Source organism: Vibrio natriegens NBRC 15636 = ATCC 14048 = DSM 759 (assembly GCF_035621455.1).
In the GTDB taxonomy this organism is placed as follows: Bacteria; Pseudomonadota; Gammaproteobacteria; order Enterobacterales; family Vibrionaceae; genus Vibrio; species Vibrio natriegens.
Genome location: NZ_CP141823.1, coordinates 1818947 through 1843838, shown reverse-complemented (window position 1 = coordinate 1843838; position 24892 = coordinate 1818947). Strand labels below are relative to the sequence as shown.

The following is a 24892-nucleotide window of genomic DNA, read 5'->3' as shown; positions in this document are numbered from 1 at the left end:
CAAAGAACAGGATTACATGCCGTAACGTTCAGCGAGCGACTTTGGATAATCGCGTTCTTGAGTCAGTTGTATTGCATATTTCTCGACATCTTGCTCACTCCAATGAATGGCAACTGGGTGTTGTAACTCGACATCTTGTTGCGGTTCGATATCAAACCAATGATGCAGTATCTTTTGTGCGGCCAACAAGGTAGAAGACGCTTTTACGATTTCCACTCGCGCATAGTTGTTTTGTTCAAAAGTAACATCCGCAGCTCTTAATACAGGATCACTTCCCGGGATCTGCTGGGCACCGAATAGTGCTTTACCACCTTTCACTGCGGTGTGATATGCAGGGATAAACTGAGCCATGTGCTGGATGGCATTGTTTGTTCTCGCCTCTAGCGCTTCTTCTTTCCAACCCAGACGAATTTTCGACAACAGAAGATTAGGTAGTTCTGGTTGAGCTGAGGTGCTTGTGCTTGCAACCAACCCATCATCAAACAGCGTGATGCCTTTTGTCATACCGTGCAGTTGGAAAATACCATCTCCATATGGCGTTAGCTGTGCCATTCCTTTATCAGTACCGCGAGGGCCATGAAAAATGACCTCTGGCCATTGCTGATCACACGCTTGCCATTGAGTGATGTAAGCGGCTTTAAATTCCACCAATCTGTCACGTTTGGCGCCAACAGCATTATCAACGGAGCCAGTTTCGAAACCACAGGCGTTCACCAGATAGTCACAATTTAACTCACAGTCCGACCCATTGTGCTGATAGTTCAACTGCCAGTGATCGCCCGCCCATTCCGCTCGTTTAAGTTCAGCTTGCGTGAGTACATCTGCATTAGGTAACTGCTCTAAGGTAAGAGATGCGATTGCAGCCAGTCTGAACACGCTCCAACCGTACTCTTGGACGGATACCACAGGGTATTTCAACGAGTCTAAATCAGCGTGTTGAGCAAACGGTATGGTCCAGTCATCAAAACTGACCGGCTCGGCGGGTTGAGTGCGCTTCGAAAGTTCGATTAAGTCTTCTTTCGAGTACAGTTTGTAATATTCACTAGGTTCGCCAAGTACTCGGTTACGTTCATCCTTATCCACCAACGTTTGGTACGCGCTTTTAATTACCTCAAGACGCGGGATAAGAGTGGAAGGATCACCACCATCAGAATGCGGAACGGCAATAATAGTTGGGCGGATATTCAGTGACAGTGGATACAGCCTGATGGTATCAATCGATTGAGAGAGCAAGTCTAAACATTGTTGCTCAGAGATCTCTCGATATAAGTTACCGCCAGCGTGCAGATGACAGATTGGGGGCCCATTCACTAAGGACACACCCTTTTCAATAACGGATACTTTAAACCCTAGCTCTGCAAAATGAATGGCTGCTGTAGATCCGGCTACTCCGCCACCAACAACAACGATGTGTTTTTCTTTATAACTTGGAAACTCAGACTTCATTGCTTCACTGAATATTTTATAAGGGAAATTCTTTACTTGTGGTTAATTCTACTCGTCTTTGAGCATGATTAAAATCACAAAAAGTTCATGGGTTTGCATAGACCTCAAAACGTGTTTTTAAAAACAAAAAAAAGTGCGAAAAAGTGCTTGACTGCGTTCTATGTAAAAGCAATTTTTAGGCAGGTGTGAATAAGATATTTACCACAACACCCACGGCATAAAGCCTGTCGAAATACCCTACTTTTTGCACTCTTCAGTTATCCCAAAAGTTATCCACTGTTTTTGTGGATAACTACAATAAAAGTGTCATGGATGAGTTATCACTGTTTTAGAGCTTTACTAATTAAGTGTTTATTGGTGTTAACAATCTTTTTAGTAAACTCATGACAACCAATGCTAACGTTGCAAAGGTTGCAAGTGGTAAAGCTATCCACAGTTCTGGGTGTATCTGGGCATTAAGTTCAAGTCCATACGTCATCACGGCAGCAACACAAAGTTCCGCTGAAAATACAGCCACACAGCTAGCAATTAACGCCATGATTCCATACTCTGCCCACAATGTGGTGCTGATACGTTTTTTGCTGGATCCCAACGTCCGATACAAGCGAATTTCCTGCTGACGCTGTGATAGGCTCAAACGTAATAACGTGAAGATAAGTAGCAACCCTGCAACCACTCCCAACAAGGCAAGAATCGTAATTGCAGATACGATTTGTTGAATCAATGCTTGAATTTTTTCACCCATAGTGCGGATATCTAAAACAGATACCGTCGGATGCGCTCGCGACATCGATGTCAACAACGATTGGTTATCCTCTGTGATTCGGTAACTTATGAGATATGAACCTGGCAAACTCTCCATAACGTCTTCAGAGAAGATAAAGTAGAAGTTTGGCTTCATATCTCTCCATTCAACGTGTCGAATCGTATCGACTGTCACATCAAAGTTTTGGCTGTTGATAACAAAACGTAATTTGTCACCTAACTTTAGGCCGAGTTCGTTTGCTACTTCAGATTCGACAGAAACGCTCGCTTGATTCGTCCAGACTCCTGCTAGCACTTCATTGTATTCTGGTAAGCTATCTCCCCAGGTTAGATTAAGTTCGCGACGGATTGCATCAGACTCTTCGCCTTCGTACTCGATGTCTTTCACATTTTGACCGTTAATTTCGGTCAAACGTCCTCGAATGATAGGAAAAGCTTGTGACCGGGTAACGCCATTCTTATCCAGCGTTTCCAGATAGTCCGCGAGTTCATACTCAGCGATATTTAAAGCAAAAACATTGGGTGCATCCGCTGGTAGCGTCCTTTCCCAATCGGCGAGTATATCGCTGCGTACTAACCAGATAATGGATAACAACATTAGTGACAGAGCCAAAGCACCGAATTGCAATCCACTGGTGACTGGTGTTCGGTTGATCCGGCTAAGCGCCAGTTTCATAGCTGGTTGTGTCGAGACGCTTGCAAATAACTTAGTTAGCGAGACGCTCACTAAAGCCAGAACAACAAACAGTGCTGCGATACCAATCAGCACAATCCATACTAATGTATTGTTTGCATATAAGATTAACAAAGGGATGACTGGCACTAAAACAAGCAACATTCGCTTCCATGAGCGTTGCGCTTTGCCTTGCTGAAGCACTTCTAATGCAGGTGTTTTTATCAGCCCTAACAATGGTATACCCAGTGCAGGAATGGTGATCAACACCGCGGAGATGAAAGAAACGAGAAATGGAGTGACACCGTAACTAGGTAGCGGATCAGGTAATAAATCTTTCAATGGAATTCGTAACAGGTACTCGAGGCCACTTCCCAATATCAACCCAACCAAACTCGCACTGATGAGCAAAATCGCCACTTGGATAAATAGCCATTTTTCAATCCAACGTCGGCTTGCTCCCAGACTCTTTAACATGGCGATAGTCTGAGTTCGGCTGTTTACATAATTCTGGCAGGTCAGAACCAACGTCGTCGAAGCCATGATGATCACAATCGCAACCGTGAGTGATAAATACTGTGTTGTCCGTTCGAAGATTTCGTTACTGCGGCTAGAACTGTCCTGAGTTCGCCATCGATCACTCGGTGATAATTCAGTGGTATCTTGTAGTTTTTTAAGTGTGTTGTTGTCTGCTTTGATAAACAAACGATATTGCACTCGGCTGCCGACTTGTATCGCGCCTGTTTTCGCAACATCACTTTGATGTATATACGCCGAAGGCATTTGTTGAAAAGGATTAAAGCTTAAGCCTGGCTCCATCAGAACAGCGCCTGAAACGATAAAATCCGCATCACCGATGGTGACAGTGTCACCCTTTTTAACATCCAACTGTGCCAAAATTCGTTCGTCTAGCCATAACTCTCCTGCTTTAACACGCCCAGAAGGATTGTTAGTCAGAACTAAGTCGCCCATGAGTGGATATTGTTCATCGACCGCTCGCACGGATATCAACTGCATGCCGTTATCACTAAAAGCCATGGTTGGAAAGCGCGTCATTTGGGAGGTTTCGAGCGATTCAGTCGCACTCAGAATGGATTCAGTTAATGGGTTGGCAGAGACAAATACCGCATCAGCGGTCAAGGCATCTTTGCCTTGTTTTACGATCACCTGCTCCATCCGTGATGCCAACGCAGAGAGTGCAAAAATACTGGCGATAACGAGTACAAGCGCCACACTTATCGGCCAAAGGCTGCCTTGTTTGATTTCCCCTAGGCTCCAACGAATTAAGCTTTTGGTTGAAGAGTGTTTCTGGGCGGCACTCTGCTCTGCTGAGCTCTGATTACTTGAAGATAATGCAGACATTATATCGCCTCCTTAAGCTCACCCGCCTCCATGCGATAAATACGGTCACATCGATCAGCTAAATGACTATCGTGAGTGACCAAAATGAGCGTGGTGCCATGCTGTTCATTGAGATCAAATAACAACTCAATCACTTTATCAGCGGTTTGGTGATCTAAATTGCCTGTTGGCTCATCCGCAAATAGTAGTTCCGGTTGCGTCATAAATGCACGTGCAAGGGCGACTCGCTGCTGTTCTCCACCAGAAAGCTGGCTAGGAAGGTGGTCAAGCCGTTTCTCTAGCCCAACGGCTTTAAGTAATTCTGAGGCTCTTAATTCATCTTCGACGTCCCCACGCAGTAGGCATGGCAGAGTCACGTTACGCAATGCCGTAAGACTCGGTATTAATAAGAAACTCTGAAAAACAAAGCCCAATGAATCTGCCCGAATCTTCGCACGCTCTTCATCGTCGAGCTTGGATAGTTCGTTACCGAGTAAAGTAATTTCTCCAGATGTCGGCGTGTCAAGGCCAGCAAGAAGCGTCATTAACGTCGACTTACCCGCCCCCGAAGTGCCAACTATTGCAATTTTTTCTCCTTTTCTGATGTCAATATTTACATCTTTAAGGATTGTTAAACGTTCGTTATTAGTAGAGACTTGTTTAGAAACTAAATTCGCTTGAACAATAGGTGCTTTGAGTACAGGTGTTTGCATGATTCGATTACTTTCCTTAGTTCTCTTTTTTTGTTTTTCTGTTACGGCGTTCGCTAACGAAAAACTGCTTGTTTTAGGTGACAGCCTAAGTGCTGGCTACAATATGCCGATTGAGAAGAGTTGGCCTAGCTTACTCCCTGACGTTCTTTTAGAACATGGCCAAACTGTAACAGTTATTAATGGCAGTATCTCAGGTGATACCACTGGCAATGGTCTGGCCCGCCTTCCTCAACTTCTTGAACAACATTCACCATCCATCGTTCTCATTGAACTGGGTGCAAATGATGGCCTTCGAGGTTTCCCGCCTAAGCTTATTACGTCAAATCTCTCCAAAATGATTACTATGATCAAAGATTTTGGTGCGGAAGTCATCATGATGCAAATTCGTGTTCCGCCAAATTACGGTAAACGTTACAGTGACATGTTTTACGATATCTATCCAAAATTAGCAGAACATCAGCAAGTGCAATTAATGCCTTTCTTTCTGGAGCATCTGGTTACGAAGCCAGATTGGATGATGAATGACGGCCTTCACCCTAAGCCGGAAGCGCAGCCATGGATCGCTGATTTCGTTGCTCAAGAATTGATTAAACATTTGTAGTTTTAATGGTCTAGCTCAATAAGTGTTATCTAACTTTAGGTTATTCTGAACACGATTTCATTCATCGAGGTTAGATAACAACATGCGAATAGAACCTTTAATTCAAGGTGTTGTTGCTCGTTCTGCACATCCATACGGATGTCATGCATCAGTAAAAGAGCAAATAGATTACGTAAAACAAGCACCGCAAATCAAAAACGGACCGAAACGGGTTTTGATTATTGGTGCCTCTTCTGGTTTTGGGCTTGCCGCTCGCATTGCGCTTACTTTCGGTGGTGCAGAAGCCGATACCATTGGCGTCTCGTTTGAACATGGTCCATCGGAGAAAGGCGTTGGTAGTGCTGGCTGGTACAACAATATCTTTTTCAAACAAGAAGCGAATAATGCTGGTCGTACTGCAATCAATATTGTCGGCGACGCGTTCTCAGACACTGTACGTACTGAAGTCATTGAGGCTATTGAGACCTATTTCGAAGGTGAAGTAGACTTAGTGATTTACAGTCTGGCGACAGGTATTCGTCCAAAACCAAACAGTGATGAGTTCTGGCGCAGTGTCATCAAGCCGATTGGTGAACCGGTCACTGGCGCGTCTATCATGCTGGAAAATGATCAGTGGATAGAGAGCACTCTGCAGCCTGCAACCGAAGAGGAAGCAGAAGCTACCATCAAAGTGATGGGCGGCGAAGACTGGGAAAGCTGGATTGATGCGTTAATCAATGCAGAGTCACTTGCTGAAGGTTGCCAAACCATCGCATTCTCATACATGGGGCCAGAACTCACTCACCCTATTTACTTGGACGGTACTTTAGGCCGTGCAAAAATCGATCTTCACCAGACCAGCCATGCATTAAACCTCAAGCTGGCTAACTTTGGTGGTGGCGCTTACGCGACCGTTTGTAAAGCGCTCGTTACCAAAGCGAGTGTGTTCATCCCCGCCTTATCGCCTTATTTACTGGCACTTTACCGTGTTATGAAAGAAAAAGGCACGCATGAGCGATGCATTGAGCAGATGCAACGCTTGTTCACCACCAAGCTGTACAGTCACACAACTGTTCCCGTGGATGGCGAAAGGCTGATCAGAATCGATGACCTTGAATTAGACCCACAAGTACAGCAAGAGGTAAAACAGCTTGTTGAGCAAATGAACGGCGATAACTTCAAGCAGGTTGGCGACTATCAGGGTTTCAAAGATGAATTCATGAAGCTCAATGGCTTCAACTTTGCTGATGTCGACTACTCTCAAGACGTTTCAATCGAAGACCTAGCGTTACTTAAACCTTAAGTGTCATTTCGCATGTTTCAGATCTGAGACAACTTGCAACTATTAAGAGTCCTGAATCATTTTCAGGACTTTTTTATATCTCGCGCTGACCCACCTCTATACTTAATGAGTATAAGCAGTGATATAAATAACGAATGCCACAATAGGCTTCAATTCACAGGATGTGAAACTACAGTAAAGGACGACAATATGGGGAGAATTCAGACATTAGATTATAAAATCCCTGACTCCATGCAAAAAAGTTGGCAAGAGATAGTCAACCTGCTTGCTCAAATAGGTGAAGTGCCGACCACACTTATCATGCGTGCCCACCAGGACTACCTTGAAGTAAATACCTCAAGCAACACGCCAGGAAACCCTTACAAGCCCGGAGACAAGGAATCACACGGCAGCGGTTTATATTGCGAGTATGTAATTAATAACCAGCAGGAGCTGATAGTTCCTTACGCCCCAGAAGACGAAGCGTGGTGCAGCAACCCCGATATAAAACTTGGAATGGTATCCTATTCTGGCCTTCCGTTACTTTGGCCTAATGGCGAGGTGTTCGGGACTATTTGTATGCTAGATTCTAAAGCTAACAAGTTCAGTGAAACGTATCTTCAGTTAATGAGCACGTTCAAAGACTCCATCGAAGCTCAGCTTGCGGTCGTGTTTCAGCAGCACAAGCTATTGCGCCTGAACCATGAACTACAGAACCGTGTAGAAAACAGAACCACAGACCTTGCGCAACTAAGTTATTCATTAACCAAAGAAATCGATCGGCGCAAAGCTGCAGAGAAACAAGTAAGCTATCAGAAAACTCACGATCAAGGCACGGGATTCTTAAATCGGTCCGCTTTAGAGCAGGTAGTTGAAAAATCTCTTCAAGCGCTTAAAGACGATACGCAATCTCTCGTCATCATCAATATCGGCTTTAGTAACGCGAGAAGTATACAAACACGATATGGATTCGAAGCCTTTGACGAAATACTCAAAGAATTTCATTCGCGCCTTTCCGAACGTGTTTCCAGTTTTGTTACAGGAAGACCGAGTTCTAATGACTTGGTGCTGTTAGTCTCCGGGGATGATATAGAGAGCAAGCTCACTCAATTACTTGAAGAGATTTCCAGCGTAAGCGTGGGCAACTTTTACAATAATAGGACTGAGGTTCACTTACACTCCTACATCGGTGTGGTCAGGGCCCAAAGAAATAGCAACGCCAAGCAACTGCTGCAAAACGCCTGTTATGCCATGCTGTTGTGTAAAGAATCTGGGGAAGCATACCGATACTTTAGTGAAAGTCATTCAAACGACCTTAACAGCCATAGCCAGCTAGAAGGCTATTTATTACAAGCCGTACGTAATGATGATCTCATGCTCTACTTTCAGCCAAAGGTTAACCCCACCACGCACGAATGGGTTGGCGCTGAAGCCTTATTGCGTTGGCGGCATCCGGTATTAGGCGACGTCTCCAACGAAGCATTGATCCGAATGGCCGAGCAGAATGGCTTAATATTTGAAGTCGGATTATTTGTTCTTCGTACCGCGATAGCAAAAGCTAAGCAATGGTCAGAGATGACGGATAACTTTAAAATTGCGGTTAATGTCTCTCCTATCCAATTACAAAACGTTAACTTTGCCGATCAGGTTGAGCACCTTCTCGAAGCGTTTCATCTCCCACCCCAGTTTATCGAATTGGAAGTTACTGAAAGTGCCTTAATCGCCGATGAAACGCTTGCGGTGACAACACTCAATAAACTACATCAGCTTGGCGTGACATTGTCACTTGATGACTTTGGCACCGGATTTGCCTCATTTAGTTATCTGAAGAAGTACCCATTTGATGCCATAAAAGTTGATAAGAGCTTTGTACAGCAAATGGATAAATCAGAAAACGATCGAGCAATTATTCGCTCCATTATCCACATCGTCAAAAAACTTGAGCTTCACGTCGTCGTGGAAGGTGTTGAGTCTACAAGCCAGGAGCAGTTTTTAATTGAAGAAGGCTGCGACATAGTACAAGGATTTCTCTATGGCAAACCCATGCCCTGTAATGAATTTGAGCAAGGCCTACTCAGTCAGCGTCCATTAGATGAGCGGCCCACCTATTCGTCCGAGTTTGCGCCTAAATAAATTCGTTATGGATTTTCCAGTTTAGCGGTCAGTCTTACCGGTATATTGCCGTATACTTCTTTACTCTATAGTCGGTGATTCCTATAATCGCCGCCCGCTTCTAATAAAAAGGCCAATATTTTCATGGATCAGTTAACTGCCACGCTTAAGAAAATTGAAAAGCAGAACTACCGTGCTTACCAGCAAATCAAAGGTCAATATGACTTTACTGATTTCACTTTGTTTATCGACCACATTCAAGGTGACCCTTATGCTTCTGCTTCTCGCTTGCGTGCAACTCGCGAATGGTCTCTAACTGGTCTTGAGTGGTTAAGAAATGAATCCGCGGCGTTCCAGCGAGCTGCACGAGATTTTATCGCTCGCAGTTTTGACCTTTTTGCCAAGCAAGAAAACTCCGTTTCCATCGCTTTGAACGGCCAAACGGTACTCGACAATACTGCCGTTCTGTTTACTGAAGAAGGTATTGAACTGCGTTTTCGAGTGAATCTTCCAGCTGAAGGCCGCTCAGTACTTGGTAAGAAGGCCAATAACATTCTGACTTTCCACTTACCTAAATTTATTAGACGCGCAACGCTCGAACGTGAGCTAGATAAAGATGCGCTGATAAAGCATTGTCAGGTTGTGGAAGATCAAGATGCGCTTAGAGAACAATTGGAAGCAAATAATTTAGTTGCATTCGTTGCAAATGGCAGTGTTCTTCCTCGCGTGGCTGGTAACTGTGACTTACCGATGAAAGATGCCGTCGAATTTAAGGCACCGGAATCGCTACAAGTGACTCTGCATGCTCCAAACAAAGGTTATATCACCGGTTTAGGTATCCCAAAAGGCATCTCGCTCATTGTTGGTGGCGGTTTTCATGGTAAATCCACCTTACTGAATGCTATTGAACGTTCGATTTACGATCACATTCCAGAAGATGGTCGTGAGTATGTTGTCACTGACAATAAATCAATGAAGATTCGCGCTGAAGATGGACGCTGTGTTCATCACTTAAATCTGTCGAACTACATTAATCATCTGCCAATGGGTAAAGATACCGCTGATTTTGCGACCCAAGATGCTTCAGGCTCAACGTCTCAAGCCGCATGGCTGCAAGAGTCCATCGAAGCAGGAGCAACCTCTCTGCTTATCGATGAAGATACCTCGGCAACAAACTTTATGATTCGTGATGAGCGCATGCAGGCATTAGTGGCGAAAGGCGATGAGCCAATTACACCACTGGTTGATCGCATCGGACAACTCAGAGATGAGCTCGATATTTCCACGATCATCGTAATGGGTGGCTCTGGTGATTATCTGGATGTGGCGGATACCGTTATTCAGATGCACGACTACCAAGCGGTCGATGTGACTGAGAAAGCGAAACAGGTCATCGATCAGCATCCAACTCAGCGTCATAACGAATCGGAAGAAGCATTGAAAACGTTCCGTCCACGAGCGTTAAACCGTGTGGCGTTAATGAATATCCTGACCGATGGTAAGTTCCGCGTGAATGCCAAGGGCAAAGATTCACTTCGCTTCGGTAAGGAATTTACCGATTTAAGTGCTCTGGAACAGTTGGAATCCGCTGACGAAGTGAACACGATTGGTTGGCTTTGGTTCCAGTTGGCACAACTTCCAGGCTGGTGTGAAAATCCAGCGAAAGAAATCGAAGAGATGTTATCTGCAGAATGGCATGCATCGTTACCAAAACAAGGTGACTTAGCTAAGCCTCGCACACTGGATGTGATGGCAGCATTAAACCGTATGCGTAAATCTCAATTCAAGCCGTCACACTAACCGACGACATCGCAAATATAAAGGCAGCCGATTTGTGCTGCCTTTATTACTTGTCTCGAAGGACGTTCCACGCCTTACATAACATTCTAAAACGGTCAGCGTCACCACCTTCACAGTCAGGATGCCAACGAAAAGCCAGTTTACGCCAACGTTTTCGGACCTCTTCCTGCGTTGCCGAGCTTTCTAATTCAAACAGTGCTAGCGCCTTAGACTTATCCATATCACTGATAGAATGCCCACCGATGTAGCGTTGATAAGTTTGCCAAAATTCTTTGAGTAGGCCGCGAACTTCGCTCTCACTTGCTTCAAAATGAGTCCAATTAAGGTAATACTCGCGCAAAGGATCGAGATGATCAATCGCGTTAAGTGACGAGTCTGCATCCCCTATAAGGGAAATATTCATTGCCTCGACACAAAGCCATTGTTCCGGATATAAATGCTCTTGAAGCAGATATAACGCGTTCATGATAAGGAAGTTTCTTTTAAACAAGTCCTTATCTGGAGATGGGTCAAACTGGTGAATGTACCCTAGTTCACGTAGCTGACTGGCTAAAGTGTGTACTTTCCAACCTGAAGGGTGTTTTCCAAGGATCTCCAATATGGGCCACAGCAACGGATTATCTATCTCACCGTATTGATTTATCTCGCTTTGTAATGCCAATTTTCCTTCCTTAAAAGTAGAAACAAAAAAGGCCGATAGCATCAAGCCACCAGCCTTAGTAGTCAACGATTAGGTTTAAATTACACCAAGTTCGCGTAAGCGTTCCATCAGGTAGCTATGCGCAGTGTAACGCTCTGAAAGTACCACATCTGGTTTCGGGTGTAAGAACAGCGGTAATGAAATACGCGATTTATCCTGACGTCCACCCGTTGGGTTGATAACGCGATGCGTTGTTGATGGGAAGTATCCACCTGATGCTTCTTGAAGCATGTCACCGATATTGATGATCAAGTTACCGAAGTCACATGGTACATCGATCCACTCACCTTCTTTGCTCTTAACCTGTAGACCCGGCTCGTTTGCAGCTGGCAATACCGTAAGTAGGTTGATGTCTTCATGCGCAGCAGCACGGATTGCGCCCGGCTCTTCTTCACCAGTCATCGGTGGGTAATGTAGAACTCGAAGCAATGTTTTTTGGCTGTTGTTGATCATTTCTGACAGCGCGATTGAAAACCTTTCCTGAACTTCTTCAGGTGCATACTGCTCAACCCAACCTAAAAGTTCTTGAGCAAAAGCATCCGCCCGCTGGTAATACTCCAGAATCTCGGCTTTTAGCTGCTCAGGGATCTGACCCCAAGGGTAAACATGAAAATATTCTTTTATATCTTTTACTGAATGCCCTTTCGCTACTTCAGAAACAGAAGGCGGGAAGTAACCATCTTGTGTATCAACGTTAAAGTGAAAATCATTTTTTTGTTCAGAGCTAAAAAAAGCCTGCCAGTTATTGTAAATTGATTCCACCAACTCTTGAGGAATAGGATGGTTCTTTAACACGCCAAACCCAGTTTCGCGTAGAGATGCAACGAACTGTTGAGCAGCATCATCAGCAAGGTAATCGACAGTTTCCAGTTTCATGACTTTACTTCTTTTTTTATTTGGTTGAGTCACGGATTCTATGTACGGACATGTTGTAAATCAAACTTTAATGAAATGTGCACGCGCAAACGCTTCAATGTTGCGCGGTCTGTATATTATCCAACAGTTATCGTTATCAATATCACTGGAAACAAACAATTGCACAGCGTTCAATTAAATGTAATTATGACATCGATAAGTTGAGCAGTACTCATTTCGTTTAACTTGTCGTAAAAAACCAAGTGAAGGATCGAATAACTTATGAAAAGCACTTCTACACTGTTGGGACTAACGATTATTTATGCCGTCGTGTTTCTGTTTTCAGCATTGGAGCCCAACTCACGGGCGGTTTGGTTTGCCGAAATTTTTCCGGCAATTGGTATCCTGATTGCGATTTGGATTATTTCAAATCGATATCAATTTAGTAACACGGCCTATGTATTGATGTTTATCTGGCTGTGCCTGCATACTGTCGGAGCAAAATATACGTTCGCTGAAGTTCCGTTTGACTGGTTTAACAATTTGATTGGATCAGAAAGAAACAATTTTGATCGGGTCGCGCACTTCTCGATCGGTTTGTACGCCTATCCGATCGCAGAATATTTGATATATAAAAAGAAGCTCAATGTTAAGTTTTCTTGTTGGTTTGCCTTATTTGCCATTATGTCTTTAGCAGCAGGCTATGAAATCATTGAGTGGTGGTACGCCGCTATTGCTGGTGGCGATGAAGGCATTGCCTTTCTGGGTTCACAAGGTGATATATGGGATGCCCAGAAAGACATTCTATGTGACACGGTCGGTGCTATCGTCGCGTTAATTCTAATGTCGGCTCAGCGTCGACTCACGAAGCCACTCTAAGTACGGATTAAAACCATCAACAATGGGAACTTGTACGATTTGAGCCACTTCATACTCGTGCAAGTTCTCAATTTTTTCTTCGACCAGCTCGTACAACTCACGCCGAGTTTTAATCACTAACAGCCATTCCGTATCGTTACAAATTTCGCCTTTCCAGACATAATGACTCTCAATAGGCATCGTTTGAATGCAGGCAGCGAGCTTCGCTTCTAACAGACCTTTTATTATTTGATCCCGGTTCTGTTCATTCGCTGTGGTACTTAGCACTATGCAGTAATCATGCTCTGTGGTCATTCTGAACTCCCTACTTCATTGTCACTTTGCCACCAATCATTTTATATGCCGGCGTGCCTCTTACCAATGTATCTCTGGCAAACTCTTGTTGGCAGCCCGGGCAAATACATGGTGTTTGTGTAAAGTCCTCTACGATACGTTCTTTAAAACATTTTACTAAAGCGCCTTTTCCACCTTTACGGTATTTAAACAGCTGAGCTTTGCATTTTGCGCAATAAATATCGACGGTTTTCGTCGGTTGTTTTTTATTCGGTTTTGCCATCGTTAATTATAAATTATTGGGTATGTGCGGTTTTACCCATACGTTACTAAAATCAAACCAGCCCAGAGCGTTACATTTCGCATTTTGTAATGCGCCGCTGTGGTCCTTATTCACACCCAGCCAGCAATGGAACATCGGAACCACCTGATGACTTTTGACTAACTGTCTACCGAGTTCACGAGCAGGAAACTCTGGATAGACGCCTGCACGCCATTGATCAACGAGCGCCGCCCAATCGGCAAAGTCGTAACTGGAGCTAAACGTCTCAATGTCACTGTAGTCCAGCAGCCAACCAGCGAGCGCATCATCTCGATTCGTAGCGATACCCATCGCTTTAATCCAAATGTCTACTGCGTTTGGCTCTGGCGGCTGGCTATCATATCGAATGAACTCAACCTCGACACCATGCGGTTTCAAGAGGCTCTTAATCGCTTTAGCAATGACAGGAAACATCGGGTGTTTCTTTTGGTATGCAACTGAAATAACTTTACCTTGCTGAGGTATAGCACCAGCTTGTGTTGGCCTTAAATCAATCCAGCCCGGCTTAATCCCAAAAGCTTGTAACACACCAAGCTCTATGACTTTATCTTGTGGTACATGAGAGTATATTTGATGGCTGTTTAACACCTGACTAAAGAACTCGGCCCATCTTGGGTCTTTGGCTATGCCAGTATTCTTGTTGAGTAAGAGAAATGTACAGCCAGGATCCAGCTCGACCTCATCGGTTGAAGCATGCTTGTCCATCTGAGGCTTGGATAAGCTTGGGTAAACCATTGATGAATAAGCTTCGTCAATTACCCACACCTCGACCTGATCCAATAAAGGTCTTAAGCCGAAATATCCATCGAACGCCGTTAAAATAAGGCGTTTATCATCGTTCACTTTGACCTGAAAAGGACCTGTTCCTATCGGTTTTCTATCAAACCCTTCTGAACGTTGTGCCTGAGGTAACAGAATTTTTGCGTGAGATTCACTTAATGCAAGAGGCAGGTAACGGTCTGGACGTACAAGCTCTATATCAACCGTCCAAGGCAAAGGTGATGAGACTTTCGAGATATGCGCAAACAGGTTTAATCCACTTAGCGCACGAACGCTTTCCAAAACACAATCCGTTGTGAGAAGTTCACCGTTGTGGAATCGCACTCCTCGGCGTAAATAGAAACGCCAGTGTGTATCACTTAGCGACTCCCAAGTATGAGCTAAGTCGGGTTTAAGCTGTTCATTTTCATCCAGCCGAGTCAGGCCACTAAAAACTTGTCTTGCGATATGTTGCTCTGAGCGACGCATTGGCTTTTGTGGATTCAGCATCGCCAGTGGACGGTAGTAAGGTAAACGGATAACCTGCTCACCTTGGCGGTGCTGAAGCCCTAAATAACCTTGAATGACCTGAGTCAGTCTGGTCGCGTCGTTGTCTAACGCCTCCAAGGCCTGTCCGATTTTTCCTTCATCCAGATAGCGTCTTGCCAGATTTTCACTTACATCGCTACGACTGCGTTTGAATACCAGCTTAGAGAGCTTTCCTCGACCCGCGGCTGGGTGCCACTCAATCCAACCCTCTTCTTCAAGTTTATTGAGAACAATGCGAGCATTACGACGCGTACAAAACAGCGCTTCAGTAATGTCTTCAAGCTGAACTTCTGTATCGTTTCCAGAGAATTTTTCAAATAGTGTTTCAAACTGAACACGTAGGCGCGGACTACTCATAAAGAGGAAAATCTTGTTTAGATGTCAATAAACCAAGTTTCCTCATTTTTATGAAAAAGTGCAAATTTTGATGAGTGATTTATTGAATATCTATACCAATTTCTTTTGAAATCAGAATGAGTTGCTCCTCGTTATCGAGTTTTATCGACCACTTACACTCCGCACCATGACACAACACCACGTTTGCACCTCTTCCGAGAAGTTGAATGGCATCCGTCTGAGCCTGCAGTGTCACCATGGAAGCACCGGATAACTTAATAACGATTTCACGTTGTGTCGCGATGATTTTACCCAATGAGAATTCAATGACCATCTTAGTCTACACTCACTTCGATTTTTGCTGTTTCACAGCGATAGTCAAACGACTGGTGCAGACTAAGCGATCACGCTCATCGGTAATATTGATCTGCCAAACCTGAGTTGAGACGCCCAAATGCAATGGCTTTGCTGTACCGATAACATAACCACTGCGCATCGCTCTGACATGGTTGGCATTGATGTCTAAGCCAACACAATAGCTTCCTTCACCCACACAGAAGTTGGCTGCAACCGAACCCAGCGTTTCTGCTAGTACAACAGAAGCACCTCCATGCAGCAGCCCTAACGGTTGATGAGTAATACTACACACTGGCATGGTTGCACTAATGGAGTCGTCGGTGAATTCGGTATATTCAATTTGTAAATGCTCCATCATAGTGTTTTTTGACGTTGCATTAAGTATCTCTACACTGATTGGCTTTTTCCAAATGCTCATTTTATGCTCTTATTTTTAAAGTGTTGGTAACTATGGATTAGGAATTGCCTAGCATAGTCTCTATTACGTCTCTACTTCAAGGCATAACTACAACGGCAAGATGCTCTTTTATACTCGATAATTACGTATATACTGTTGATCGAAATAGAAATAAATATGTGGAACCAAATATGAAGGTATGGATTAAAGCTTCTGCTCTTTTGGCCGTCGCAGGTTTAACAGCTTGTAGTGCATCTCCTACTGGTCGTAATCAGCTTCTGATGTTTTCTGATCAAGAGATGTCCTCTCTCGGGGCGAAATCTTTCGACCAAATGAAGAAAGACATCCCAATCAGCAAAGATAAAAAGATTAACGCTTACGTTCAATGTGTTGCTAAACACGTAACGGATGTCATTCCCTCGCAACCAGGGTTCCAAAGCTGGGAAGTTGTTGTATTTGACAGTAAACAGGTCAACGCCTTTGCTCTGCCTGGCGGAAAAATTGGTGTGTATACGGGTTTGCTTGGAGTTGCCAAAAACCAGGATCAGCTGGCAACGGTCATTGGTCACGAAGTCGCGCACGTTCTTGCAGACCACAGTAATGAACGCCTGTCTCAAAGCCAGTTAGCAAACACGGGGTTATCACTTGCTAACGTTGTTATTGGCGCTTCAGAATATAAGCAATATCAAGAAATGACGATGGCGGCATTAGGTGCTGGTGTCCAATACGGTGTGATTTTACCATACGGAAGAACTCAGGAATCCGAAGCAGACATTGTTGGCCTCGATTACATGGCAAAAGCGGGTTTCGATCCAAACCAGAGCATCGATCTATGGAAAAATATGAGTGCAGCATCTGGTGGTGCTCAGCCGCCTGAATTTTTCTCCACTCACCCTTCGCACAGCACGCGTATTAAAGAGCTACAAGCGACAATAAGAAAGCTACCTAATTACAACGTTAAAGCGCCGAAGTGTGGTTAAGTCCCATTTAGAAAACGACGCGTGAAGAAACTTAAAAAGCTCCATTTTGGAGCTTTTTTAACATTCGGAGTTAGGGGTTTAAGTGCCTAAAATCTGCATCGGTAAACTGAGTAAGCTATCTCCCAGGCTCGCGAAATACCAAATAATAGCCACGAAACCACCAACGGATACGACATACCAGGCAAAAGAAAACAATTGCCCATAACGTGTTAGTGGCAATAAATGACTGTGGTGACGGGTTCGCCATTCCATGACCACTTCCAGCATCCCCATGATCAATAAAAAGCCAAGTAGCGTTAAACCAAGTGAGTAACTCAGTACGATACCAAGTATCGCAGTGATTACGCTGCCCGCTAACCCAACCCAGGTATTCATGGAGAAGGTTATGCTCTTCAGCACATGCCCGCCGTCTAAAGGCAAAATTGGTAATAAATTGAATAGGTTTAGCAATGCGTTAAATACGGCGAGACCAGCAAACGTTATCTCACCAGTTACCCAATACAGAAGAGTAAAAACAATACTCAATACCAAACCAAAAAACGGTCCCATGATGGAGATAACCACATCTTGCCAGCGAGTGTTGATTTTTTCATCACTTAACGCAAGCCCACCCAGAAATGGAATCAGGTAAATACCTTTGGTTTTCATACCAAAGTACTTCATCGCTTTAATGTGCCCCCATTCGTGAAACACAAGGCAGGCAATCAGTGCGAGGGCAAACTCGATTGAGAACAACCAAGAGTATGCGGCCAAACTAGCGGAAGCTAATGCCACTTTAATGACTTTGGCACTTTTTAAGGCTTTCATACCTAACGATACGATACCAATTAGGCTTAAGCGCTTTTCACTTGGAGGTGCGACTTGTGGTGTCTGACGTTCAATATCTTTCTCATTTCGAGAACCACTAGTCACTAGAGTGTCATTCATTTTGACGTGATATGACAAACTGAAAGGTTGCCACTGAACTGCACAATCTAACTCACACTGCAATACCTCTTCACCAGCCATAAGTTTAAACTGATGTGAGCTTCGCTCAGACTCGTTCTCACTGGCATCAATCTGAGAGACTAGTGTGTTGTCCCAATACAACTGCTGCCAGCCCGCCATTGATCCTTCCAATCTGAGAGATCGGCCTAAAAATTCAATATGTAGTAATTCCAACGTGCTCTAGCCTAATGACCTGAAAATTCAAAATACCAAGTTTATCAGAGGTTATATGGCTTTCATAAAGCCTAATTGCCAGGCTTTTGAACGCTTTTTATCCATTAGTGTTACGAAATAATTCTGGTCTAACCATTCGTATAAAAAATACAAAGACAATACATAAGCTTACGTCCCAACGTTTGACCTATGCATCAAATTTAAAAAACAAATTCATCTCAATCTTTGACAATTAATTAAACATACGTTTAACATTGCATTTACATTGTGAACATAATTCATAACAAACAATGGCCTCATCACTACACAACAATTAAAAGGACTACGGTCTAGCTTAAAGACACCCCAGGAGGGTCAAGGATGAACAAGAAGCGCTGCTCTCTGCTTACAATTTCGATATTGTTTGCGTGTAATGCCCAATCAGCGGGTTTTCAGGTTGTTGAACATTCAGCATCTGGTCTTGGTCGAGCATTTTCAGGCGAAGCTGCTGTCGCAGACAATGCCAGTGTTCTGGCACGAAACCCGGCAGCCATGACACTTTTCGAACAAGCTCAGTTTTCAGGCGCTATAAGCGTGATTGATCCTGAAATAAACATTTATGACACTTTTTATGATGAACACTCTGATGACATAGCACCTTTGGCCGCAGTTCCTGCTGCTTACTATGTCAGTCCTATCAACGATAAGTTTGCTTGGGGCATCGGCATGTTTACAACGTACGGTGTTGCAACGGAGTATCCAACGGATATTTCTGCGGGCGATCTGGCAGGTAAAACATCGCTAATGTCGGTCAGCATAAATCCAAACCTTGCATATCGTATCAATGATGCATTTAGTGTTGCTGGCGGCGTGAGTCTGGTTTATGCCGAAGCTGAGTTAACACGACATAAAGGTTCACTAGCACCATTGTTTGGACCAGGAAGCCAAAAGTCTGACAAATTGATCAGCATGGAAGATGAGACGTTTGCCTGGGGTTGGAACCTTGGAGCCCTGTATGAAGTGGATAAGAACAACCGTTTTGGTATCGGCTACCGTTCACAAGTTGACCTTGATTTCGAAGAAGGTGAATTCCGTAGTTACGACTCTGGTATCGCAACCGCAGCTAAAGTCGACGGACGTATAAAGATCACGCTTCCTTCTATCTTTGAGCTATCGGGCTTTCACCAAGTCAATGACCAATGGGCGTTTCACTACAGCTGGATGCTAACCAACTGGAGTCAATTTACTGAACTACGAGCGACCAGTGACCAATGTAACAACGGCGTGTGTTTCTCCAAACAAGAAAAATACGATGATAATAACCGTTATTCAGTTGGTGCTACTTACACGCTGAACCCTAGCTGGACATTCCGTGCGGGTGTTGCATACGACGAGCAGGCTGGTAAGCCAACATTGAGCATCCCAGATACGGATCGCTACTGGTATAGCACTGGTTTAACTTACGCGTGGAACGACAACCTGTCTTTTGATGCTGGTTTCACTTTAGTGCAGAGTGAAGACAGTTCTTTCAAAGAAACTAACGCATCTGGCCAAGAGCTGACATTCGATTCTGACGGTATGGCTTACATCAGTTCAGTACAAATGAATTACACCTTCAACTAGTAGGTTTAACGGAGTAAACCAATGAAACACACTTTTAAATTATCTCTGCTTTGTTCTGCCATCCTACTTGCTGGTTGTGGTGACGAGTCTGCCAGTCGAGGCACCTCGGAACAAATAGGATTTGAACCTGCTGTTCAGGCATTACTTGATCGCCAAACATCAATTCAATTTACCCTTCAAGGTGCGAATGCAGTGGTTCCTGCCCCATCCTACCTACTGATGGATTCGACCGATGGCACTTTAGGGCTGCCGACCGAAGGCGATGATGCATTAACCAATCCAAGAGCCTCGATGAACACTATGGATGGTTGGTCTACATCAATGCCTATCGTATTAAACTTCGACGGTGATGGATTTGCTACAGGCATGGTGACGTCGGGTGTAAAAGTCATCAAAATCAATACGCGCCTGACTGATTGGGATGGCACGAGCAATCCGATCGAAGAAGTTCTGACACTCGGCACAGATTATGTTGTCCAAACCAATGGTAATTCACTCTATATCCAGTTTATGGATGCTCTGGACGAATCGAGCGAGTACATTTTTGCTGTAACGCAAGACATAACTGATGTTAATGGCGACCCGATAGGTACGTCTTCGAACTACGCTATCGCCAAAAGCAAGGAAGTCGTGTACGAAACCGGTGACTTAGCTTCTGTTCAAGCAGTGACAACGGCAGTTGAAGGTATTTTCGGCTTAGCAAGTGTTAGCCCTGATGATATTGTCTACTCATCTTGGTTTAGCACGCAATCTGTGGGTGATACTCTGGCCGCAGTGAAAGGCGTAACGGCAACAGGCTTTGCAACTGGCGCAAACACGCTAAATGATGTGTATAAAGCAGAGTCAAATGATAATTCCGTCGATCTCGCGGCTGCTTATACCATGACGTTTGATACGACCGAGGATTTTGTAACCGCTCTTGATAATGACCAGGATTTCAATCAATACGTTAGTGACCTAGACGCAGCTAAGACAGCGATAAAAGGCCTCTACAATGCTTCTGGCGCTAGCGTGAATGTGACACAAGGCTCGGTAAAACTCCCTTACTACCTTGAGAAAGGTGCAGATTGGAACATGCAGCCAATGGTTTCTGCAATGCCAAGCCTTGCAAAACTTAGCGCTGCTCTCGCCGATCCAAACGAGCAAGCGAATATGGTTCAGCAGCTTTCTACCGGTGTTTTCGCAGAGAACCCTGTGGATGTAACGAAGCTGGCAAGTGATCCGACGGAACAGCTTAAGCTGGTTGGTTCTACCCTGTATCTGAGCGACGGTAGCCAATTAGACAGTGAACGTATTATTACGCGTTATTCTCCTGTTCCTGCAGTTAAGTCTGTTGAAGATGTAGAGTTTCTTCTATTCACACCGCAGTCAGGTGTTGCAACAGACGTTGTGGTTTATCAACACGGCATCACGTCATCAAAAGAAACTGCCTATGCGTTTGCCTACAACATGGTTAAAGCAGGCGTTGCCGTTATTGCTATCGACTTGCCTATGCATGGCACACGTAGCCTTGATGAACAACGCTCGGCGAATGCGAACGTTCTAGCTTATCTGAACCTGTCGAACTTAGCGGTAGCTCGTGACAATTTACGTCAAAGTGTACTGGACGTTCTGGGCCTTCGTGCAAGCTTGGTCGTATCGGCACAAGGTGGTCTTTTAGCAACTGGGCCTCTTCAGGGTTTCAACCCAATGGCTGGCTCGCAAGTTAAGATGTTGGGTCATTCGCTAGGCGGTATCGTTGGTACATCTGCGGTTGCAGCAGCCAATAATTCTCTAGGTAGCCCAACGGCAGATGCGCTCTATTCGTTTAGCGCTGCTTCTATCCAGAACTCAGGTGGTCAAATTGGTAACTTGCTACTGGGCTCGGCAAACTTCGGGCCTCAGATAAAGCATAATCTGGCTTACGCTGCTTCAACGGGCTACATGTCATTTGCTGATGCACAATGTACCGAATTAGATGCAAAAGCCTGTTATGAGACCTTTGAAGGTCTGGCCACTGCAGCGCAGCTAACCGAATTAGGCTCTGGCTTCTCTCAGTTCATCTACGCTGCTCAGACAACGCTCGATACTGTTGACCCATTCACTAACGCTAGTGATTTGATGTCTTCAGGTACGCTATCAATACCATTCTTTATGACACAAACTGAGGGTGATTCAGTAGTTCCGAATAGCGTTAACAACGCACTATTCGCAGGTACAGAACCACTGGCCAAGAAACTAGGCTTAAAGAAGGTTAATAGTTCAGACCCAGCAGTCTCAGCAACGGCGAGCTTCGTTCAGTTCAACTCGACAGCGACACACAGTACGTTTGCATCACCAAGTGGTACTTTGGCTGACCTCGATCACCACATCGAAATGCAAACCGAGAACACCGATTTCCTAATGGATAATGTGTTAACTGGTGTCTCTAACACGTCAGTTCTGAAATAAACATCAGATATAAAATCTAAGACTGAAACCCTAAGTCTTATTGTTATGCCCTCAATAGTTGATCTTCAATTATTGGGGGCATTTGCATGGCAGGAGCGCTAAAAGATTCATGCCTGTTTATAGTTACAATGAGCTTTTATATTCCGACATCAATTTTATTACCAAATGTTTTACATATTTACATTAATCAAGTTGCAATATTGTAAAAACCAAACCTAAATTCCCTAACACCCTTTTATTTATCAGGATAAAGTGGATAATACCGCCACAAAATAACATTACTAAGGTGAGTCCTTATGTCTATCGAATCTACTTTGCTTGCACGCTGCGAGTCAAAATGTGAACTATGTTCTTCTGAATCTCCATTAACTGCTTACGCTGTTCCACCACACGGTAACGTAACAGTTGATACCGCTATTATGGTTTGTGACAAATGTCTAAGCGAGATCGAAGAACCTAAAGACATTAACCACTGGCGTTGTCTAAATGACAGCATGTGGAGCCAAGTGCCAGCAGTACAAGTCACTGCATGGCGCCAACTGACTCGCCTAAACACTGAAAGCTGGGCTCAAGATGCTCTTGACATGATGTACATGGAAGAAGAGCAAATGAACTGGGCCATGAAGGGTATGTCTGCTGATGATAAAACGGTTGACTGTAACGGCACTGAACTTAAAAAAGGTGACGATGTAACAGTAATTAAAGATCTACCAGTTAAAGGCACAAACCAAGTAATCAAACAAGGTACGGTTATCCGTGGTATCAGTCTTGGCGACGATCCAAAATTGGTTTCTGGTAAGGCAAACGGTGGTCAGTCTATGTATGTGATCGCAGAGTTCTGTCGTAAGAAGTAATAGACGTTACTTTTATCTAAAAACAGGGTTCTAGTCGGAGCCCTGTTTTTTTTTCAGCTCGCTATAGGAGTAGCTAGTCATACCGCCTTGTGGTGACCCTGAAATAGATACAAAAAAGCCAGCGATTAAGCTGGCTTTGTTCATTACTGTCTTCAGATTAACGATACATACCGATGTCTTTCTGAATATGAGCTGACAAATCGTCTGCGTAGTAACCACGTGGTGTTGAGTTATCTACAAAAAGAATGTCTAGTAAGTGAGTTAGCAATCCTTTGAAATTTACCGTATAGGTTTTCTTATCCATAGAGGTTGGTAAAGCTACATTTGTCATTTGCATTGCTTGTGCCATGATTGCCTCTCTTTAAAGCAGTAATAGGTTTTGTTGGGTGTATAATAGTCACATCGTTTCAGTTTAAAAAGTGACAAAAACTACCCTTTCGAATTACTTTTTCTAATAAAACAAACCCATAACAAACACTGGATATACTAATACTCGCCAGACGAATATTTATTCAAATTAGCCCAATAATGCTTGAATAACTTTAAGTTACCTTATATTTCAACGCGTTTTAGCAACATTTTATTAACCAAATAATATTCAATATCAAATTAACACACCAAACACGTCAATATTTTTGATTAGTAATATTAACTCTGGATGCTGCATCTTCTTTGTTCTTATAAACCGAAGCGACAACGGCCGAGGTCATCACCAGGATTAGGAATGTGAGAGACCAAATCGTCGGTATTTCATAGTCCGTACCAACCAAAAGCATTTTCACACCAATAAACATCATGATCACAGACAAAGCTGGCTTCAAGTAAACGAACTTATCTAACATTGCTTGTAATACAAAATACAATGAGCGAAGCCCAAGTAACGCAAATACGTTCGCTGCAAGCACCAAGAAGGGCTCACGTGTGACTGCAAAAATCGCGGGAATTGAGTCCAATGCGAACATCACATCCATTACCGCGATCACCGCTACGACGATGAACATCGGTGTCGCCAACCACTTACCCGCCTGCTTCACTATCATGTGGTTATTGTGGTAACCGTCGGTTACTGGAATGAGTTTACGGATAAACTTCTCCGGATACGGGTTAACCTCTTCGTTTTCATCACTCCCTTGCGCGAGTTTAATACCGGTCCAAATCAGAAATGCCGCGAATAAGTACAATACCCAGTGATATTGAGCCAATAGCTGCGCCCCGACAGCAATCATGACGGCACGAAGTAACAGCGCACCAATCACACCCCAAAGCAATGCTCTCGGTCGTAAATATTCAGGCACGTTGTACTGAGCAAAAATGATTGCGAAAACAAACAGGTTATCAACACTGAGTGATTTCTCCAGCAGATACCCGGTAAGGAACGAAACTGCCGCTTTTGTATTGGTATAGTGGCTATGAGGCGCATAAAAATCCCAGAACAGATAGATAGACCCCGCAAACACAAAGGCCAACAAAAACCAAAAGATGCTCCAAGTAATGGCTTTTTTCATCGACACAACGCCACCGCGCGTTTGGTAAATATCAAGCGCGACTAAAACGAGTGTAAATAGCCCGAAAACGGCATACATATTGAGAGATTCTTGAAGCAGAACCGATTGACTAACTTGGGTGGTATTTTCAATAAGAGACATGATTCCTCCTACGCGGAAGAACCACTGGTTTGGTGACCTTCCGCATACAATATAAACCAACAGCCACATTAATCATGTGT

The 24892-nt window shown here is 44.1% G+C and carries 22 protein-coding genes; 9 read left to right on the top strand and 13 right to left on the bottom strand.

The window, feature by feature from the left end:
- Nucleotides 1-12 precede the first annotated feature (12 nt).
- The 3 genes from VER99_RS22595 to VER99_RS22585 all read right to left on the bottom strand — a co-directional run bounded on the left by VER99_RS22595 (nt 13) and on the right by VER99_RS22585 (nt 4938).
- Nucleotides 13-1446, bottom strand: coding sequence for an FAD-dependent oxidoreductase (locus VER99_RS22595; protein ID WP_020334892.1), 1434 nt, complete (start codon nt 1444-1446; stop codon nt 13-15).
- 343 nt (nt 1447-1789) lie between these two features.
- Entirely contained in the window at nt 1790-4246 is a 2457-nt protein-coding gene (locus VER99_RS22590; protein ID WP_020334893.1) for an ABC transporter permease, read from the bottom strand.
- Nucleotides 4246-4938 (bottom strand): ABC transporter ATP-binding protein, encoded by a 693-nt coding sequence (locus VER99_RS22585; protein ID WP_020334894.1) that lies wholly within the window; start codon nt 4936-4938, stop codon nt 4246-4248. Before VER99_RS22585 ends, VER99_RS22590 begins: the two co-directional genes overlap by 1 nt.
- Here VER99_RS22585 and VER99_RS22580 point away from each other — a divergent pair.
- The 4 genes from VER99_RS22580 to VER99_RS22565 all read left to right on the top strand — a co-directional run bounded on the left by VER99_RS22580 (nt 4937) and on the right by VER99_RS22565 (nt 10712).
- Nucleotides 4937-5539 (top strand): arylesterase, encoded by a 603-nt coding sequence (locus VER99_RS22580; protein ID WP_014234243.1) that lies wholly within the window; start codon nt 4937-4939, stop codon nt 5537-5539. The genes VER99_RS22585 and VER99_RS22580 overlap by 2 nt on opposite strands.
- A gap of 82 nt (nt 5540-5621) precedes the next feature.
- Nucleotides 5622-6821, top strand: coding sequence for an enoyl-ACP reductase FabV (fabV, locus tag VER99_RS22575; protein ID WP_020334896.1), 1200 nt, complete (start codon nt 5622-5624; stop codon nt 6819-6821).
- 189 nt (nt 6822-7010) lie between these two features.
- On the top strand, nt 7011-8933 hold the full coding sequence (locus tag VER99_RS22570) for a bifunctional diguanylate cyclase/phosphodiesterase (RefSeq protein WP_020334897.1): 1923 nt from the start codon (nt 7011-7013) through the stop codon (nt 8931-8933).
- Between the two features lie 123 nt (nt 8934-9056).
- Nucleotides 9057-10712, top strand: coding sequence for an ABC-ATPase domain-containing protein (locus tag VER99_RS22565; protein WP_020334898.1), 1656 nt, complete (start codon nt 9057-9059; stop codon nt 10710-10712).
- Between the two features lie 46 nt (nt 10713-10758).
- Here VER99_RS22565 and VER99_RS22560 read toward each other — a convergent pair whose 3' ends face one another.
- Both VER99_RS22560 and VER99_RS22555 read right to left on the bottom strand, forming a co-directional pair.
- Nucleotides 10759-11415 carry a DNA-J related domain-containing protein gene (locus VER99_RS22560; RefSeq protein WP_020334899.1) on the bottom strand — a complete coding sequence of 219 codons (657 nt, stop codon included), beginning with the start codon at nt 11413-11415 and terminating at the stop codon, nt 10759-10761.
- 33 nt (nt 11416-11448) lie between these two features.
- Nucleotides 11449-12288 carry an isopenicillin N synthase family dioxygenase gene (locus tag VER99_RS22555; RefSeq protein ID WP_014234248.1) on the bottom strand — a complete coding sequence of 280 codons (840 nt, stop codon included), beginning with the start codon at nt 12286-12288 and terminating at the stop codon, nt 11449-11451.
- A 261-nt stretch (nt 12289-12549) separates the two neighbouring features.
- Between VER99_RS22555 and VER99_RS22550 the strand changes: the two genes are divergently transcribed.
- A complete protein-coding gene (locus VER99_RS22550; RefSeq protein WP_014234249.1) occupies nt 12550-13146 on the top strand; it encodes a DUF2238 domain-containing protein in 597 nt (198 codons plus the stop codon).
- Here the strand turns inward: VER99_RS22550 and cutA are convergent.
- The 5 genes from cutA to VER99_RS22525 form a co-directional block, all read right to left on the bottom strand.
- The gene (cutA, locus tag VER99_RS22545) at nt 13108-13440 is read right to left on the bottom strand and encodes a divalent-cation tolerance protein CutA (protein WP_014234250.1); all 333 of its coding nucleotides are present in this window, start codon (nt 13438-13440) and stop codon (nt 13108-13110) included. The two genes, VER99_RS22550 and cutA, sit on opposite strands and share 39 nt — an antisense overlap.
- Nucleotides 13441-13450: 10 nt before the next feature.
- Complete coding sequence (locus VER99_RS22540) at nt 13451-13702, bottom strand: hypothetical protein (protein WP_014234251.1); 252 nt, start codon at nt 13700-13702, stop codon at nt 13451-13453.
- 6 nt (nt 13703-13708) lie between these two features.
- Entirely contained in the window at nt 13709-15406 is a 1698-nt protein-coding gene (locus tag VER99_RS22535; RefSeq protein ID WP_020334900.1) for an SgrR family transcriptional regulator, read from the bottom strand.
- A 79-nt stretch (nt 15407-15485) separates the two neighbouring features.
- Nucleotides 15486-15719 carry a DUF3389 domain-containing protein gene (locus tag VER99_RS22530; RefSeq protein ID WP_020334901.1) on the bottom strand — a complete coding sequence of 78 codons (234 nt, stop codon included), beginning with the start codon at nt 15717-15719 and terminating at the stop codon, nt 15486-15488.
- Nucleotides 15720-15731: 12 nt separating this feature from the next.
- Nucleotides 15732-16160 (bottom strand): hotdog fold thioesterase, encoded by a 429-nt coding sequence (locus VER99_RS22525; RefSeq protein WP_020334902.1) that lies wholly within the window; start codon nt 16158-16160, stop codon nt 15732-15734.
- A 170-nt stretch (nt 16161-16330) separates the two neighbouring features.
- On the opposite strand from VER99_RS22525, the gene VER99_RS22520 reads away from it, so the two are divergent.
- Nucleotides 16331-17119 carry a M48 family metallopeptidase gene (locus VER99_RS22520; protein WP_020334903.1) on the top strand — a complete coding sequence of 263 codons (789 nt, stop codon included), beginning with the start codon at nt 16331-16333 and terminating at the stop codon, nt 17117-17119.
- Nucleotides 17120-17197: 78 nt separating this feature from the next.
- On the opposite strand, the gene VER99_RS22515 is transcribed toward VER99_RS22520, so the two are convergent.
- The gene (locus VER99_RS22515) at nt 17198-18226 is read right to left on the bottom strand and encodes a site-2 protease family protein (RefSeq protein ID WP_020334904.1); all 1029 of its coding nucleotides are present in this window, start codon (nt 18224-18226) and stop codon (nt 17198-17200) included.
- Nucleotides 18227-18640: 414 nt separating this feature from the next.
- Between VER99_RS22515 and VER99_RS22510 the strand changes: the two genes are divergently transcribed.
- The 3 genes from VER99_RS22510 to VER99_RS22500 all read left to right on the top strand — a co-directional run bounded on the left by VER99_RS22510 (nt 18641) and on the right by VER99_RS22500 (nt 23166).
- Nucleotides 18641-19882, top strand: a complete 1242-nt coding sequence (locus VER99_RS22510) for an outer membrane protein transport protein (protein ID WP_020334905.1) — start codon at nt 18641-18643, stop codon at nt 19880-19882.
- Between the two features lie 21 nt (nt 19883-19903).
- Nucleotides 19904-22312 (top strand): VolA/Pla-1 family phospholipase, encoded by a 2409-nt coding sequence (locus VER99_RS22505; RefSeq protein ID WP_020334906.1) that lies wholly within the window; start codon nt 19904-19906, stop codon nt 22310-22312.
- A 296-nt stretch (nt 22313-22608) separates the two neighbouring features.
- Nucleotides 22609-23166 (top strand): PhnA domain-containing protein, encoded by a 558-nt coding sequence (locus tag VER99_RS22500; protein ID WP_014234259.1) that lies wholly within the window; start codon nt 22609-22611, stop codon nt 23164-23166.
- A gap of 157 nt (nt 23167-23323) precedes the next feature.
- On the opposite strand, the gene VER99_RS22495 is transcribed toward VER99_RS22500, so the two are convergent.
- Together VER99_RS22495 and VER99_RS22490 are read right to left on the bottom strand one after the other, a co-directional pair.
- Entirely contained in the window at nt 23324-23515 is a 192-nt protein-coding gene (locus VER99_RS22495) for a hypothetical protein (protein WP_020334907.1), read from the bottom strand.
- Nucleotides 23516-23792: 277 nt separating this feature from the next.
- Entirely contained in the window at nt 23793-24812 is a 1020-nt protein-coding gene (locus tag VER99_RS22490) for a TerC family protein (protein WP_020334908.1), read from the bottom strand.
- Nucleotides 24813-24892 lie beyond the last annotated feature (80 nt).